The sequence below is a fragment of the Stenotrophomonas sp. FBCC-B152 genome (assembly GCF_059134105.1).
In genome coordinates this window covers 2,760,829-2,776,412 of the sequence record NZ_CP101442.1, presented here as the reverse complement: position 1 = coordinate 2,776,412, position 15,584 = coordinate 2,760,829, and the positions used below count along the sequence as shown (strand labels likewise).

Sequence of the window (15,584 nt, the reverse complement as noted above, 5' to 3'; positions counted from 1 at the left end):
GTCATTCCCGGGGATAGACGGCCAGTACCGAACAGCCGGGGCGGGCGAAGCGCGGGGTGTGGGCGCGTTGATCGCCGCCCTCGCCGTCGTTGACCAGCCCGTTGTCGGCCATGACGATGCGGTCACCCGGGTTGCCGCAGATCAGCCCGTTCTGGAAGCCGGACTGGAAGTCCACGGCGGTGGCGCCCTCCAGGATGCTGCAGCTGCTGCCCAGCTCCAGGTGGTAGTAACGATGGCCGCCGTTCTTCTTCGGGTTGGTTTCCACCACCACGCCCTTGGGATCTTCGCTCCAGCCACGCACATTGCGGGTGGCGAAGCAGAACTCGGGCGACCCCTGGAAGGCCTGGGCCCGGCTGCTGCGCCCCGACTTGGCCGTGACGTTGACCGTCGGCAGGGTGGCCGCGTACTGGCGGCTGCTCTCGCGGGCGGTTTCGGCGAAGGTGCGGTTGTCCATCACCCCAACGGCCGCCACCGCGCAGGTGCGGCCGTCGACCACCAGGCGCTCACCGGGGCTGCCACAGGCCCAGCCATCGGGTGCGTCCAGCCGGACCTGTTCGGCCTCGTTGACGCCGGGGCAGGCATCGGTGAACTCCAGCCGGTAGGCTTGGCCATTGGCACCCAGCACGGCGATGGCCGCAGGGCTGGCCTGCTCGACCTGGCGCACACCGCGTGCATCCAGGCAGTGCGGGGAAGGCGGCAGGCGCTCGCCTGCCGCGGGGGCAGGCTGCGCGAAGGCGCCCGCAGAAACAAGCAGGGCAAGCACAAGCGGGGCGGAACGGCGGGCAATGGTCACGATGCATTCCTTGCAAGGAGGACGGCGCCGACCTTACCACCCCGCCATGGCCGACGCATTTCACTCGCCTATCCAACCCTCCAGCAGGTCCGCGAATTCATCGGCATGCTCTTCCTCCTGGGCCAGGATCTCTTCCAGGATGCGCTTGGTGGTGGTGTCCTTGTCGCCCACGAAGTTGATCATTTCCCGATAGCTGTCGATGGCGATGCGTTCGGCGATCAGGTTCTCGCGGACCATGTCGCGAAGATCCTTGCCTTCCTTGTATTCCGCGTGCGAACGCTGGGTCAGCGTGGCCGGGTTGAGGTCGGGTTCACCGCCCAGCTGCACGATGCGCTCGGCCAGCTTGCCGGCATGCGCCTGCTCCTGCTGGGCATGCTCGAGGAATTCGCCCTTGACCGCGTCGGCCAGCATGCCCTTGGCCATGAAGTAATGGCGGTAGTAGCGCAGCACGCACACGTATTCGGTGGCCAACGCATCGTTGAGCAGCTTGATCACCGCCTTGCGGTCGGCGCTGTAGGTCGGGGTGATGGCGCCATCATCGATGTTCTTCCGCGCACGTGCACGCAGGGTCGCGGTGTCGCTGATGCCGGGCGGGGTGGGGGCGGCGGGCGTGGAGGCGGGTTTGGGTTGCTTTGCGGCTTTGGCTGGCTTTGACATGGCTGGCCGGGTTCCTTGGTTCTGGGGAGATCAGCTGGGCAGGTGCTCCAGCACGTACTGCGCCGAAGAGACCTCGAACTTGCCGGGCTCTTCGATGAAGGTTTCGCGGACCACGCCGTCTTCCACGTACAGCGCGAAGCGGCGCGAGCGCATGCCCATGCCGGAACTGCTGGCGTCCAGTTCCAGCCCGAGCGCGCGGGTGAAATCGCCGTTGCCGTCGGACAGCAGCTGCAACCCGTCGGGCACCTGCTGGCTTTCGCCCCAGGCCTTCATCACGAACGGGTCGTTGACCGCCATGCAGAACACGTCGATGCCGCGGCGGCGGAAATCGGCGAAATGCTCCACATAGCCGGGCAGGTGGCGGGCCGAGCAGGTCGGGGTAAAGGCGCCGGGCACCGCGAACAGCACCGCCTTGCGGCCATCGAACAGGGCATGGGTGTCCAGCGTCTCCATGCCCTCGCGGATGCGCTTGAGGGTGACTTCGGGAATGCGGTCGCCAACGTGGATGGTCATGGGAGCTCCTGGGTCAAGGGCAGGGTAGTGAGAGTTATGGGAGGGCCGCGTCAAAACGTTGAAACCGGCCTGTTCATTCCCATATGGACCGTAGCCGGCGCCCGGGGCGACTGCATTGCGCAGGATCATTCGCCCGATCACGGCGGCGGGGCGGCCAGCCGCTAGAATTGCCGGTACGGCCCCCGCCGGCGCGGGCGGCCGAACTTATTCGAGGTGTATGGATGGAATTCAAGGATTACTACGCCACGCTGGGTGTGGAACCCAGCGCGGGCGATGCCGAAATCAAGACCGCCTACCGCCGGCTGGCGCGCAAGTACCACCCGGACGTGAGCAAGGAAACCGGCGCGGAAGAGAAGTTCAAGGCGGTCAACGAGGCCTACGAGGCGCTGCGTGATCCGCAGAAGCGCGCGGCCTACGACCAGCTCAAGGCCCAGGGCTACCGCCCGGGCGAAGAGTTCCATGCCCCGCCGAACTATGGCGGCGCACAGGGCTTTGATTTCGAGGAAGTGTTCGGCGGCGGCGCCGGTGGCGGTGGTTTCAGCGACTTCTTCGAGAGCCTGTTCGCCCGCCAGCGTGGCGGCGGTGGGGGTGGCCGGGCCAGTGGCTTCGGCGGCGCCGGGGCCGGCCCGCAGCCGGTCCGCGATACCCGCGCCAAGCTGTCGGTGCCGCTGGAAGCGGCCTACGGCGGCGACAGCCTGCGCATCACCGTCAACGGCAAGCAGCTGGATGTGCGCGTGCCCAAGGGCATCCGCCCGGGCCAGGTGATCCGGCTGACCGGGCAGGGCACCAACGGCGGCAACCTGCTGCTGGAAGTGGAATATGCCGCGCACCCGCAGTTCGAGGTCGACGGCCGCAACATCCTGTACACGCTGGATGTCACCCCGTGGCAGGCCGCACTGGGGACCTCGATCAGCGTGCCCACCCTGGGCGGAGCGGTGGAGCTGAAGGTGCCGGCCGGTTCGGATGCCGGGCGCAAGCTGCGCCTGCGCGGCCGCGGCCTGCCGGGCAACCCCGATGGCGACCAGATCGTGGAAATCGAGATCATCGCCCCGGTGCCGACTGACGAGGCGCAGAAGAAGGCCTACAAGGCGCTGGCCAAGGCATTCGGCGAAAAAATCTGATGGGTACAGGGTACCGGCCAACGGACGGTACCTACCGGGGCATTGCGATGTGTACCGACCGGGGACGTCGCGGTAGGTATCGACCGTTGGTCGATACGGCACCGCCGGCGATCAAGCCGCCGGCGATTCCTTGTTGCTGAAGACCCGCTCCAGCACTTCGGACAGCTCGTCTTCGGAGAAGGGCTTGGTGATGTAGGCCTTGGCGCCCTGGCGCATGCCCCACATGCGGTCGGTGTCCTGGTCCTTGGTGGTCACCAGGATCACGGGAATGTGCCTGGTGGTGGAATCGCGCGCGAGCGTGCGGGTGGCCTGGAACCCGTTGAGGTTGGGCATCACCACATCCATCAGCACCAGGTCGGGCAGCTCGGCCTTGGCGACTTCGACCCCGGCCGCGCCGTCTTCGGCGGTCAACGTCTCATGCCCAAGCTTCTCGACGATGCGTTTGATACCCAGCTGCTGAACCGGTGAATCGTCGACGATCAGAATGCGTGCCATGTTGTTCCCCAAGTGATGCCCGCAGTGTAGAGCCGCGCCCGTGTCAGCGTGAAGCGTCCGCCGCGCCGTCCGTCGCCCAGCTGCAACGCTCAGTCGATCCGCACCACGGTGCGGCCCAGCGCGCCACCGGCCAGCATCCGCTCGAACGCGGCCGGCAATGCCTCCAGGCCGATCTCGCCGGTGCAGATGGTGTCCAGGTGGCGCGGCTTCCAGTCGCCGCCCAGGCGCTCCCATACCTGCTCGCGCAGCGCACGGGGGGCCGAAGACGACGACACGCCCAGCAGCGACACGCCGCGGATGATGAAAGGCATCACCGTCATGTCCAGCGCCGGGCTGGCGGCCAGGCCCGCGCTCACCACGCTGCCATAGGGCACGGTCTGGGCCAGCAGGCTGGCCAGCATCGGCCCGCCGGCATTGTCCAGGCCGCCCCCGAAGCGGGCCGACTCCATCGGTTTGGTGGTGGCCAGGCTGTCGCGCGGCAGCACCTCGCGCGCGCCCAGCCCCCGCAGGTAATCGGCCTGGTCGGCCTTGCCGCTGATCGCGTGCACCTCGAAACCCGCGCGGCTGAAGATGTCCACCGCCAGCGAACCGACCCCGCCGGTCGCGCCGGTCACGGCCAGCGGGCCGTGCGCCGGGGTGAGCCGGTTGTCGAGCATGCGCAGCAGGGCCAGCGCCGCGGTGAAACCGGCGGTGCCGATGATCATCGCTTCGCGTGCCTCCAATCCGGCCGGGCGTGCGATGACCGCGCTGGCTGCCAGCCGGACATACTGGCTGTACCCTCCATCGCGGGTCTCGCTGAGCCCGCAGCCGGTGGCCAGCACCGCATCGCCCTCGCGCCAGGCCGGGTCGGTGGAGGCCACCACCGTGCCGGCCACGTCGATCCCGCCCACCAGCGGGAAGCGGCGCAGGATGCGCCCCTTGCCGGTGCCAGCCAGGGCATCCTTGTAGTTCACCGACGACCATTCGGCGCGTACCACCACCTCGCCCGGGTTGAGCTGGTCCAGGCCGATCGGCTCCAGGCCGCTGTGGTGGCCCTGCGCGTCCTGGTGGATGCGGAAGGCGGTGAACCGGTCGGGGATCGCCATGGGGGTGGCCCTGCAGAATGGGGGCTCCACCTTACCGTGATGAATCGCGACCTGCGCCGGGTTGCCCCTTCCAATCCTGTCGGTCAGCCCCATCTAGTAGAATCGGACGGGATTGAACGGTTGACGGTGCGGGACTGGCCCGCAGGCAACCTTTACTGATGGAGCGTGCATGGCCTGGAATACACCCGGCGGCAACAAGGGCGGACAGGGTTCCGACGAGAATCGACGAGGGCCGTTTGGCCCGCGCGGTGGCGGCGGTGGTGGTGGTTGGGGCGGCTTGCCCGGACCGCTCAAGGACCTGTTCGATGGCGGCATCCTGCGTTGGGTGGCGGTGGCGGTGGTCCTGCTGCTGCTGTTCTCCAGCTTCCAGCTGATCGGCGAACAGCAACGCGGCGTGGTGCTGCGCTTCGGCCAGTTCTCGCGCATCCTGCAGCCCGGCCCGAACTTCAAGCTGCCGTGGCCGATCGAGTCGGTGACCAAGGTCAACGCGACCCAGATCAAGACCTTCAGCAGCGAAGTGCCGGTGCTGACCCGCGACGAGAACATCGTGCGCGTGTCGCTCAACGTGCAGTACCGCATCGACGATCCGCGCCTGTACCTGTTCGGCTCGGTGTCCGCCGACCAGGTGCTGGAGCAGTCCGCGCAGAGCGCGGTGCGCGAGCAGGTCGGCCGTGCCGACCTCAACGCCGTGCTCAACAACCGTGGCCCGCTGGCCGTGGTCGCCCAGGAACGCCTGCAGGCCGCGCTCAAGGCGTACCGCACCGGTCTGGTCGTGACCGGCCTGACCATGCCCGATGCCCGTCCGCCGGAAGAGGTCAAGCCGGCCTTCGACGAGGTCAACGGTGCCCAGCAGGTCAAGGAACGCCTGATCAACGAAGCCCAGGCCTACGCGGCCAAGGTCGTGCCCGAAGCCCGTGGCCAGGCCTCGCGCGCCCGTACCACCGCCGAAGGCTTCAAGCAGGCCGTGGTGGCCCGCGCGCAGGGTGATGCCGAACGCTTCAGCCTGCTGCAGGCCCAGTACAAGGACGCCCCGGAAGTCACCCGCAAGCGCCTGTGGCTGGAAACCGTCGAGAAGGTGTTGGCCGAGAACCGCAAGGTCATCGGTGGCGATGGCCGCCAGCTGATCTACGTGCCCATGCCCGACAACCGCGCCGGCGCTGCCGCCGGCAACAGCGGCACCCCGCTGGTGACCCCGGAAGTGATGATGCCGTCGCTGCCGGCCAGCACCCCGGTGGACGGCGTGCGCAACGCCGAGCGCCCCACCACGCGCCCGACCACCCGACCGACCGGTAGCGAAGGAGCCATCCGATGAAGAGTCCTCTCTGGATTGGCCTGGCCGTCGCCGTCCTGCTGGGCCTGCTGGGCTCGGTGTTCGTGGTCCGCGAGGACCAGACCGCCATGGTGCTGAACCTGGGCAAGGTGGTCCGTGCCGACATCAAGCCCGGCCTGCATTTCAAGCTGCCGCTGGTGGAAACGGTGCGCGTGTTCGACCGCCGCTTCCAGGTGCTGGCCACCGCCCCGGCCCGTTACTTCACCGCCGAGCAGAAGGACGTCAGCGTCGACTTCTTCGCCATTGGCTACATCTCCGACGTGCGCGCTTACTACCGCGCCACCGGCGGCGATGCCAGCGTGGCCGATGCCCGCCTGGCGCCGATCATCACCGACTCGCTGCGCAACCAGATCAACTCGCGTTCGTTGCAGCAGCTGGTGTCCGGCGACCGCAGCGAACTGATTGCCGGTCAGCTGACCGGCATCAACGAGGCGGTCAAGGGGTTGGGCATGCAGATCATCGACCTGCGCATCAAGCAGATCGACCTGCCGACCGACAGCCAGGTGATCAACGACGTGTACGAGCGCATGCGCGCCCAGCGCAAGCAGGAAGCGGCCAAGCTGCGGGCAGAGGGTGAAGAGCAGTCGCTCACCATCCGTGCCCAGGCCGACCGCGAGAGCACCGTGATCGTGGCCGAAGCCGAGCGCGACGCCCAGCGCCTGCGTGGTGCCGGCGACGCCGAAGCGGCCCGGATCTACGGCCAGGCCGGCTCGGCCGACCCGTCGTTCTTCTCGTTCTACCGCAGCCTGGAGGCCTACCGGAACTCCATGACCGACGGCAACGGGGTGATCGTGCTGGACAAGAACGACCCGTTCCTGCAGTACCTGAAGAACGACCGCTGACCGCCGGTTGAATCCGCCACCCTGCGGGGTGGCGGTCGACGCCGGAAACCCGGATAATGCACAAAAGCCGGACGGGCCTCCCCGTTCGGCTTTTTCCGTGTCTGGGCCTGCCTTCGCCGACCGCTCCCCGATTGGAGCCGTCACTCCCGCGCTGGCCAGCCCTGCTACGGTTTACCCGTCCGCGGCCCCGATGGCCGCAACAATTCGAGGAGCCCGTCATGGGTCAGTCTGTCGTAGTGCTTGGTGCCCAGTGGGGCGATGAAGGCAAGGGCAAGATCGTCGATCTGCTTACCGAGGAAATCGGTGCCGTAGTGCGTTTCCAGGGCGGCCACAATGCCGGCCACACCCTTGTCATCAATGGCAAGAAGACCGTGCTGCACCTGATCCCGTCGGGCATCCTGCGTGAAGACGCGCTGTGCCTGATCGGCAACGGCGTGGTGATCTCGCCGGCGGCCCTGCAGAAGGAAATCGCCGAGCTGGAAACCTCCGGCGTGGAAGTGCGTTCGCGCCTGAAGATCTCCCCGGCCGCGCCGCTGATCATGCCGTACCACATCGCCCTGGACCAGGCGCGCGAACGCGCCGCCGGCGGCAAGGCGATCGGCACCACCGGCCGTGGCATCGGCCCGGCCTATGAAGACAAGGTGGCGCGTCGCGGCATTCGCATCGCCGACCTGCATTACCCGGCCCAGCTCGAGGAGCTCCTGCGCACCGCGCTGGATTACCACAACTTCGTGCTGACCAATTACCTCAAGACCGACGCGGTCGACTTCCAGAAGACCTACGACGAAGCACTGGCCTTCGGCGAGTACGTCCAGCCGATGAAGTCCGACGTGGCCGGCATCCTGCACGACCTGCGCAAGCAGGGTAAGCGCGTGCTGTTCGAAGGCGCGCAGGGCGCGCTGCTGGACATCGACCACGGCACCTACCCGTACGTCACCAGCTCCAACACCACCGTGGGCGGTGCGCTTGCCGGTGCCGGCGTCGGCGCCGATGCGATCGACTACGTGCTGGGCATCGCCAAGGCGTACGCCACCCGCGTGGGCGGCGGTCCGTTCCCGACCGAGCTGGACGACGAGATTGGCCAGGGCATCCGCGACCGCGGTGCCGAATACGGCGCCTCCACCGGCCGCCCGCGTCGTTGCGGCTGGATGGACATCGTCGCGCTCAAGCGCGCCGTGGCCATCAACGGCATCAGCGGCCTGTGCATCACCAAGCTGGACGTGCTGGACGGCATGGAAAAGCTGAAGGTCTGCATTGCCTACGAATACCGTGGCAAGCGCACCGAGTACGCGCCGCTGGACGCACAGGGCTGGGAAGAGTGCACCCCCGTGTACCTGGAATTCCCGGGCTGGAACGAGAACACCCACGGCATCACCGAGTGGGACAAGCTGCCGGCGGCCGCCCGTGCCTACCTGCGTGCCCTGGAAGAGCTGGCCGGCTGCCCGATCAGCATCGTCTCCACCGGCCCGGACCGCGACCACACCATGGTCCTGCAGGACCCGTTCGCCTGATCCAGGCGCCGGGCCAGTCCCGGCACCCTCCGGCGTAGTGCCAGGCCCTGCCTGGCAACCAGGAGCCCCGCGAAAGCGGGGCTTCTGCGTTTGGCCGGGTCCGCTTGAACATACCCATATTGGGCATTAATATGCCCAATATGGGTAACAAGGCCACCTCCGTCACAGTGCCGCCGCCTCGCTCCGGCTTGGCCGACGCTCTTTTCACCCAGACCCAGCAACGGATCCTGGGCTTGATCTTCGGTCAATCCAATCAGGATTTTGCCGTCTCGGAACTGATTACAGCCACCGGAAGTGGCTCCGGCGCCGTCCAGCGTGAACTCGCAAAGCTCACCGCTGCAGGTCTGTTGACCATCCGTCGCTCGGGAAATCAGAAGCGCTACCAGGCCAACCCTGACGCGCCCATCTACCATGAGCTCGTCTCGATGATCCGCAAGACCGTCGGATTGGCAGGTCCCCTTATGGACGCGTTGCTTCCCATCGCAGACGACATCCTCGTCGCTTTCGTATACGGTTCCGTCGCCAAGCAGAGCGACACTGCACGAAGCGATATCGATCTGATGATCGTTTCCGACACAGTGGGCTACGCGGATGTCATGCAGCACCTTGAGACATCGCATCAAGCGCTCGGGCGCACGATCAATCCGACCATCTATTCACGCCATGAATGGAATGCACGCATTCACGAAGAAAATTCGTTCTTGATGCGCGTGCTGGCACAGCCGAAGATCTGGGTGATCGGAGGCGAGCATGAACTCAGCGCTGCACAACCTAGCGGGGCGAGGTAAATCACTCAGCATCGAACCGCCAGACACGCGTGAAATTGAGGGGCTCCTGCGGTCTGGCAAAGCGCGTCTTCTGGATGCGCGCCGCACGGAACTCTCTCTGGAGAGTCGTTTCGATCTAGCCTACAACGCAGCGCACGCGCTATGCCTGGCAGCCCTGCGTCGGCACGGTTTTCGCCCCGCAAACCGCTATCTCGTGTTTCAGCTCCTTCCGCACACACTTGGAATGGGGCCGGGGTCTGGCGCGTTCTCGACAAATGTCATCAGCAGCGCAACATTGCAGAGTACGAGGGTCACCTCGATGTGACCGAACGTCTGGTACTCGATTTGATCGAGGCATGTGACGCGGTGCGGTCCGCATTGGCAAGCCACCCGTGATGGATCAAGGGCGGACTGCTTCTAAGCAACTGTTTCGTTTTAAGAGTTCTGACCTCTATATAAGCTCGAATCGAAACGATGGTTTCGAAATGGTTGGGTCCAGGTGATCGACATTCGAGTCAAAACGGCCGAAGACATTGGAAAGATCATTCGCCAGGTTCGGCGCAACCAGAGCATCCGCCAAGATGACCTCGCTGCATACATTGATTCCAGCCATGTGTTCATGAGAGACGTTGAGCGCGGGAAGCCGTCAGTGCAGCTTGGTAGGGTGTTGCATGCGCTTGATGAGCTTGGCATCAAAGTGTCACTGCACATTCCGGATGCATTGATGGCTCCGAAGCCCAAGCGGCCGAAGTACTGATATCTGGGTGTTGAGCTCAAGCGTTCCGCGTGCTTTCATCAACGTGCGCCGAAAAAGGCAGCAAAACAACACAGGCAAGGAGGCCACATGGCTGGCAGGAATTTCGGGCTCACCAACATCTATCTGAAGTTGGGGCTGGGCATGATGTTGCTGGGGGCAGCGATCTTCGCGCTGGGGCTGCTGCTGGGCCCACGAATGGGCCAGTTCCTCTGGCTGGCCAACATCGCCCTGGTGCTGATCCCCGGCGGCGTTGTGGTCTACGTGATCGGTCGTATCGCCAAGGCCATTGCCGGATTGCGCTCAAGCCCCTGACTGGCGATACCACGCCCACCGATGCGGTCAGCGCATCTCGAACGAAAACTGCTCGCCCGCTTCAGCGGTGAACTTCATCCCCACCGAAGACAGATAGACACTGTTGGGATCAGTTTCGAGCAGAAGCCCCGCGAAAGCGGGGCTTCTGCGTTCTGGTGCTGCAGCGTCGCTGCGCTCAGCCCATGTTGGCCAGTCGAGGAAGCAGGAACCAGGCAATCAGCAATGACATGGCGCAGTAAAAACTGAGGAAGTAGTTCACCGCTGCCAGTGCGGCCAGCGCGAAGGGACGGTTGGATACCTGGTTCCGCGAGCGCCAGATTCCTGCAGCGGCAAGTACTGATACGGCTGCGGCACCGAACAGCAGCGCCGGCGCATGCGGCAGCCACCGCGCATTCAGGGCGGCAACCGCAGGAATGCTTGGGCCATAGCTGGCCAGATGCTCTACCGGAAAGGCCTGGATGAGCTGGGCGATGTGCCCGCCCGTTACCAGCAGCGCAATCAGGCTGGATGCGTAGAGGAACAGTCCAAGGATGCGGGTCATCTGGCGGTGCCGGTATCGGCGTCATCCGCCATGCGACGGATGCGGCCGTTCTCGATCTCCCAGATCGCGTCTTCGCCGGTGACCACGACCATCGGCGTGCGCGCCCACAGGCTCCAGTACACGTGCGCCTCGGTGGGCGTGGCGTCGAGCATGTGGGTCACCATCATGGCCGCCACCTTCGCGCCCCGCGTGGACGGCGCGCGGTTGAGCTGGATGCAGCTGCGGGTGAACCCGCGGCTGGCGGCGATCTGGCCACCGACGATGTCCAGGCGGTGGCTGCCACCCAGCGGCACCGCCGTGGGTGATGTGGTGCCCGGCAGCAGGTACACGCTCCAGCGGTCATCGCCGCCGGGCAACACCACGCTGTTGTAGGTCCTGGCGCAGGACGCCACCTGCGCGGTCATCGCCAGGTTGCGGGCAGCGGCGGCGCCGGCCTCGTACGGGCTCAGCGCGGCGGGTACCGGCAGCACTTCCACCGGGCCGTCGATGCTGCCGTCGGGCAGGACCTCGACCCGGTACAGCACGGCCGGCGTCGCATCGATGTAGCTGACCCGATAGCGTCCGTCGTGTTCCTCGGTGATCCAGCCGCGCACGCGCTTGTCCTTGCGGAACGCGCGATGCTGGGCAACCAGTGCGTCGGTGGCGCGCTCGGCGGCCAGGTCGTGCAGGAAGATCGCCCGGCCCAGCTGCTCGGCACGTGCGAGGGCTGCAGCGGTTTCGCTTTCGCTCAATGGCGAAGCAGTTTCCTGTGCAGGCGCGATGTCTTCAGCATGTACGGCAGGAACCGCGAGCAGCAACGCCAGCGTCAACGGGAACAGACGATTCATGGGAGCCCGGATCAATGGATGTCGAAGGACGACTGCAGCGGAAGGCTGACGTTGCGCACGGTGTCACGCACCGTGATCGCCACCGTCCAGGTGCCATGCGGATCGCCCGCTTCAGCGGTGAACTTCATCCCCACCGAAGACAGATAGACACTGTTGGGATCGGTATCAAGCTGGGTGACGAAGCAGGGCAGGTCATGCTCATCGCCGCTCAGGCTGCCGTCGGGCCGGGTGATCCGCAGGTCGCAGCGCACCTGCGCCATGCCGGCGGCATCCAGCTTCGGGTTGGTCAGGAAGGACAGGATGTAGAGCGAGCCGCCTTCCTTGACCTCGGTGGCCAGCTCGAAGCGCGGCACCCCGTTGACCGGGTTTTCCCACTTCTGTTGCCATTCCGGGTCTGCGGTAACCACCATCGAAGCGGAGAAGCCTTCGATGGACTTCGCCGTGGACGTGTCCGGCAGGGCGTTGCCCTGGCCATCGTGGAGCGCCGTTTGCGCCAGTGCGGACAACGGCATCAGAAGGGCCAACAAGGCCAGCGTGCGTGCAGATTTCATGTAAGTGGTTCCCCTTTCCCCATCCTACGGTAATGCCGGAGTATCGCCTATTGGTGGCGTGGGTCGTCAATGCGTCTGTCCGAGGGAGCTCGGCGTGGTCCCTCGGGTCGATAGGAGAAACCAATTTCCTATTCCTGGACTGCACATGCAGGGTAAGCCGCTCTGATGCCAGTCATCGATCTCTGGAGCACGCCAATGGCAACCCCCGCGCTGGGCGAACGGGTCTCGGCATTGTGTCATCGGGACGGGAGAGTCACCGCGACCTTCATGTACAGAGATGTGCCATTCCGCGACGGGCGTGGCGTAGTCCGCGATCTGTTGGTCGGCACTTGTGATGTTTGCGGCGACGCGATTGTGATTCCTGCGTCGTCCACGCCGACAATCTTTCAGGCGCGCAGAAGCTTGGAATAGCTGTGTGCTGACATGTCGCTTGGTGTTGATTGCGTCGCAGCGTAGATGCTCTCTATCGAACTCCTTGTATCCTTCGGAACAAACGATTTCCCTTCGTTTTCTGCATCGCTCATGGTGTGCTCTGGAGACTGAAATCTCCTACCAGAGGAAAGTAGTTGGACGTTCTGCGTCGGGAGGGTGGCGAAATACAACACCCCCGGGGGAAACACGTCACTCCGTTCTCTGGTACGGATTTCAGCCTCCCGACTCCCTCGCCATTCCGGCGAGGGACATCTTCCGTTGGAGGTGGCATATGCATGTTTCCGGGGTTGTTGCGTCTACTGAAGCGTCTGCTGGGCACGCGTTGCATTGGATCGGGCCGGTCAGCCTGAAGATCCGTGCGCTGTATGACTGGCGGTCGGGGGCGAAGGGGGAGGAGTTGTGTGTTCCTTCGCTGCTCCTGCGCGGCATGTGGATGAGCAGGGCTGGGTTGGAGGTGGGCTGCCGGGTGGTTGTGTCGATCGGGCCGGGCCGGGTGGTGCTGACGTTGGCGCATGCGCCTGAAGGGGCGGCATCGCGGTTTGCGTCGCGGCGCACGGTGTTGCATGCGATTGCGATGCGGCGGAAATCGAATGCGGTGCTGGGTGTGGCGGCTTAGCGGGTGGCAGAAACGACTACGGGGTGCCGGGATTGCCGACACCCCGTGTTGTTAGGGGCTTGCAGGAGCCCGCTTCGATCTTGGGCCATGCGTTAATGAGCGTGGCTTTGGTATCGGCGGTTGTTTGGGAACCAACCCTACCTTGGTGTCTTCTTCTTGCCGCCGCCGTCCTGCTTGTTGACGGTGGCCCAGGCGATGCGTTCGGCTGTCTTTTCGCTGCGGCCTTCTGCCTTTTCGCTTTCTTCTATGTGAGCGGCCTGGCGTTTCTGTTTGTCGGTATAGCTGGATTTGTCTCCACGGGGCATGGTGGCGTCTCCTTCAGGCGAGGGTGCGGACCTTGGGTTCGCGGGCCCATTGGCGGGTGGCGGCGGCTGCGAGGAAGTCCTTCGCATCTTCGGCTTCGACCACGCCGCTGTCCTTGCCTACGCGGGCGGCCTTGAGCAGCTGCTGGGCGCCTTCGTCGGCGGCGATCGCCTTCAGGTGCGCCCAGGCGTCTGCGGCGAAATCAATGGCCGCTGATTCCTTGGACAGGCGCTTGGCGGCGTCGCTGCTGAGCACGATCGCTACCGCGTCGAACACCACCGAGGGGGTGCCGGCCAGCTGCCCGTCGGCGGCCTGTACCTTGCCGTCGCTGAGCTTGCCGCCGCCGATCTTCGGCGCCACCAGCTTCACCGTGGCACCGGCCTTTTCAGCTGCCTTGCGCAGGTTGCTGATCAAACCGGCGTCCGAGCCTTCATCGAACAGGATACCGATGCAGCGGCCCTTGAGCAGGTCCTTGGTGCGGCCGATGATGCGGACCTCGGGCGCCTTCGGCATGTCCTTGGCCGGCGTTGCAGTGGGGGCGGGGTCGGGCAGGGCAGCCAGGCCAAGGCCTGCGGCCACGCGCTTGGCCAGCGACTCGTCGACATTACGCAGGTGGCTCACGGTGCGCTCGCGCACGGCAGCGGTTTCCACCTTCGAGAGTTCGAACACCAGCGCAGAGGCCACGTGGGCCTGTTCCGGCGCTTCCAGGCTGCGGAAGAACATGCGCGCCTGGCTGTAGTGGTCGGCGAAGCTCGGCGCACGCACGCGGCCCTTGCGGCCATCGTCGGCCGGGGTGGCATGGCTGGGGAAGCCATCGGCGCTTTCGCGCGGGCTGTCGCCCTGCAGCGAGCTGGGCTCGTAGGCCACGCGGCCTTTGGGAATGCCCATCTGCATGTGGCCGTCGCGCTGGTGGTTGGCGAACGGGCACTTGGGCGCATTGACCGGGATCTGGTGGAAGTTCGGGCCGCCCAGCCGGCTCAGCTGGGTATCCAGATAGGAGAACAGCCGGCCCTGCAGCAGCGGGTCATTGCTGAAATCGATGCCCGGCGGCACGTTGGCCGGGCAGTAGGCCACCTGCTCGGTTTCGGCGAAGAAGTTGTCCGGCCAGCGGTCCAGCACCATCCGCCCGATCACGGTCAGCGGCACCAGGGACTCGGGCACGATCTTGGTCGGGTCCAGGTGGTCGAACGGGAACGCGTCGGCTTCTTCTTCGGTGAACAGCTGCACGGCCAGTTCCCACTCGGGGAAATCGCCGGCGGTGATCGCCTCGAACAGGTCGCGGCGGTGGAAGTCGTTGTCCGCGCTCTGCAGCTTCACCGCCTCGTCCCACACGGTGGACTGCACGCCCAGCTTGGGTCGCCAGTGGAACTTCACGAAGGTCGATTCACCGGCGTCGTTCAACAGCCGGAAGCTGTGGATGCCGAAGCCTTCGATGGTGCGCAGCGAACGCGGGATGGTGCGGTCGCTCATCGCCCACATGATCATGTGGATCGATTCGGGCATCAGCGAGACGAAGTCCCAGAACGTGTCATGCGCGCTGGCGGCCTGTGGGAAGCCGCGGTCTGGTTCCATCTTCACCGCATGGATCAGGTCGGGGAACTTGATCGCATCCTGGATGAAGAACACCGGGATGTTGTTGCCGACCAGGTCCCAGTTGCCTTCGCGGGTGTAGAACTTCACCGCGAAGCCGCGCACGTCACGCGGGGTGTCCACCGATCCGGCGCCGCCGGCCACGGTGGAGAAGCGCGTGAATACGGGGGTGCGGACGCCCACTTCGGTAAGCACGCGCGCGCGGGTGAATTCCCCCAGCGAACGGGTCAGTTCGAAGTAGCCATGCGCGGCACTGCCGCGTGCGTGCACGATGCGCTCGGGGATGCGCTCGTGGTCGAAGTGGGTGATCTTCTCGCGCAGGATGAAGTCTTCCAGCAACGTCGGTCCGCGCGGGGTATCGCGCAGCGAGTTCTGGTTGTCTGCTACCGGAATGCCCTGGTTGGTGGTCAGTGCCGGATGGCCACCGCCTGCCTGCTGGTGTAGTTCGTCGCCTTCGCCACGGCGGTCGGCGGGCGGGGCGGGTTTGGTGCGGGGCTTGCTGGTGGCCATCAGGCGACTCCGGGCTGGCAGGGGGAATGCA

At 65.5% G+C, this 15,584-nt stretch carries 17 protein-coding genes and 1 pseudogene; 8 read left to right on the top strand and 10 right to left on the bottom strand.

Going from position 1 to position 15,584, the window contains the following annotated elements:
- Nucleotide 1: 1 nt before the first annotated feature.
- The 3 genes from NMB40_RS12950 to NMB40_RS12940 are packed head-to-tail and all read right to left on the bottom strand — an operon-like array spanning nt 2 to nt 1,963.
- Nucleotides 2-793, bottom strand: coding sequence for a DUF6491 family protein (locus NMB40_RS12950; protein WP_494358659.1), 792 nt, complete (start codon nt 791-793; stop codon nt 2-4).
- Between the two features lie 60 nt (nt 794-853).
- The gene (locus NMB40_RS12945) at nt 854-1,450 is read right to left on the bottom strand and encodes a ferritin-like domain-containing protein (RefSeq protein ID WP_282246985.1); all 597 of its coding nucleotides are present in this window, start codon (nt 1,448-1,450) and stop codon (nt 854-856) included.
- A gap of 30 nt (nt 1,451-1,480) precedes the next feature.
- Nucleotides 1,481-1,963, bottom strand: coding sequence for a peroxiredoxin (locus tag NMB40_RS12940; RefSeq protein WP_282246984.1), 483 nt, complete (start codon nt 1,961-1,963; stop codon nt 1,481-1,483).
- 221 nt (nt 1,964-2,184) lie between these two features.
- Here NMB40_RS12940 and NMB40_RS12935 point away from each other — a divergent pair, with 221 nt between their 5' ends.
- Nucleotides 2,185-3,084: a DnaJ C-terminal domain-containing protein gene (locus tag NMB40_RS12935; RefSeq protein WP_494358658.1), complete on the top strand. Its 900-nt coding sequence runs from the start codon at nt 2,185-2,187 to the stop codon at nt 3,082-3,084.
- Nucleotides 3,085-3,195: 111 nt separating this feature from the next.
- On the opposite strand, the gene pilH is transcribed toward NMB40_RS12935, so the two are convergent.
- Both pilH and NMB40_RS12925 read right to left on the bottom strand, forming a co-directional pair.
- Nucleotides 3,196-3,579, bottom strand: coding sequence for a twitching motility response regulator PilH (gene pilH / locus NMB40_RS12930; protein WP_494358657.1), 384 nt, complete (start codon nt 3,577-3,579; stop codon nt 3,196-3,198).
- Nucleotides 3,580-3,668: 89 nt separating this feature from the next.
- Nucleotides 3,669-4,664 (bottom strand): YhdH/YhfP family quinone oxidoreductase, encoded by a 996-nt coding sequence (locus NMB40_RS12925; RefSeq protein ID WP_494358656.1) that lies wholly within the window; start codon nt 4,662-4,664, stop codon nt 3,669-3,671.
- 169 nt (nt 4,665-4,833) lie between these two features.
- On the opposite strand from NMB40_RS12925, the gene hflK reads away from it, so the two are divergent.
- The 6 genes from hflK (at nt 4,834) to NMB40_RS12895 (ending at nt 10,183) form a co-directional block, all read left to right on the top strand.
- On the top strand, nt 4,834-5,976 hold the full coding sequence (gene hflK / locus NMB40_RS12920) for an FtsH protease activity modulator HflK (RefSeq protein WP_494358655.1): 1,143 nt from the start codon (nt 4,834-4,836) through the stop codon (nt 5,974-5,976).
- The gene (gene hflC / locus NMB40_RS12915; RefSeq protein WP_068853656.1) at nt 5,973-6,836 is read left to right on the top strand and encodes a protease modulator HflC; all 864 of its coding nucleotides are present in this window, start codon (nt 5,973-5,975) and stop codon (nt 6,834-6,836) included. Before hflK ends, hflC begins: the two co-directional genes overlap by 4 nt.
- Before the next feature lie 218 nt (nt 6,837-7,054).
- Nucleotides 7,055-8,347, top strand: a complete 1,293-nt coding sequence (locus NMB40_RS12910) for an adenylosuccinate synthase (RefSeq protein WP_068853655.1) — start codon at nt 7,055-7,057, stop codon at nt 8,345-8,347.
- A gap of 131 nt (nt 8,348-8,478) precedes the next feature.
- Nucleotides 8,479-9,135: a transcriptional regulator gene (locus tag NMB40_RS12905; RefSeq protein ID WP_494358654.1), complete on the top strand. Its 657-nt coding sequence runs from the start codon at nt 8,479-8,481 to the stop codon at nt 9,133-9,135.
- A gap of 478 nt (nt 9,136-9,613) precedes the next feature.
- A complete protein-coding gene (locus tag NMB40_RS12900) occupies nt 9,614-9,871 on the top strand; it encodes a helix-turn-helix domain-containing protein (protein ID WP_494358653.1) in 258 nt (85 codons plus the stop codon).
- An 87-nt stretch (nt 9,872-9,958) separates the two neighbouring features.
- Nucleotides 9,959-10,183 carry a hypothetical protein gene (locus tag NMB40_RS12895; RefSeq protein ID WP_494358652.1) on the top strand — a complete coding sequence of 75 codons (225 nt, stop codon included), beginning with the start codon at nt 9,959-9,961 and terminating at the stop codon, nt 10,181-10,183.
- Nucleotides 10,184-10,358: 175 nt separating this feature from the next.
- On the opposite strand, the gene NMB40_RS12890 is transcribed toward NMB40_RS12895, so the two are convergent.
- Genes NMB40_RS12890 through NMB40_RS12880 form a run of 3 tightly spaced genes read right to left on the bottom strand, consistent with a single transcriptional unit; the run spans nt 10,359 to nt 12,102 of the window.
- Entirely contained in the window at nt 10,359-10,724 is a 366-nt protein-coding gene (locus tag NMB40_RS12890; RefSeq protein ID WP_494358651.1) for a hypothetical protein, read from the bottom strand.
- Nucleotides 10,721-11,551 carry a hypothetical protein gene (locus NMB40_RS12885; RefSeq protein ID WP_494358650.1) on the bottom strand — a complete coding sequence of 277 codons (831 nt, stop codon included), beginning with the start codon at nt 11,549-11,551 and terminating at the stop codon, nt 10,721-10,723. The genes NMB40_RS12890 and NMB40_RS12885 overlap by 4 nt, the downstream gene beginning before the upstream one ends.
- A gap of 11 nt (nt 11,552-11,562) precedes the next feature.
- Nucleotides 11,563-12,102 carry a hypothetical protein gene (locus NMB40_RS12880; RefSeq protein ID WP_494358649.1) on the bottom strand — a complete coding sequence of 180 codons (540 nt, stop codon included), beginning with the start codon at nt 12,100-12,102 and terminating at the stop codon, nt 11,563-11,565.
- 703 nt (nt 12,103-12,805) lie between these two features.
- Here NMB40_RS12880 and NMB40_RS12875 point away from each other — a divergent pair.
- On the top strand, nt 12,806-13,150 hold the full coding sequence (locus NMB40_RS12875; RefSeq protein ID WP_494358648.1) for a SymE family type I addiction module toxin: 345 nt from the start codon (nt 12,806-12,808) through the stop codon (nt 13,148-13,150).
- Between the two features lie 152 nt (nt 13,151-13,302).
- Here the strand turns inward: NMB40_RS12875 and NMB40_RS12870 are convergent.
- Together NMB40_RS12870 and NMB40_RS12865 are read right to left on the bottom strand one after the other, a co-directional pair.
- Nucleotides 13,303-13,455, bottom strand: a pseudogene (locus NMB40_RS12870) (HupB); the annotation flags it as partial.
- Nucleotides 13,456-13,468: 13 nt separating this feature from the next.
- Entirely contained in the window at nt 13,469-15,553 is a 2,085-nt protein-coding gene (locus NMB40_RS12865) for a catalase (RefSeq protein WP_494358647.1), read from the bottom strand.
- Nucleotides 15,554-15,584 lie beyond the last annotated feature (31 nt).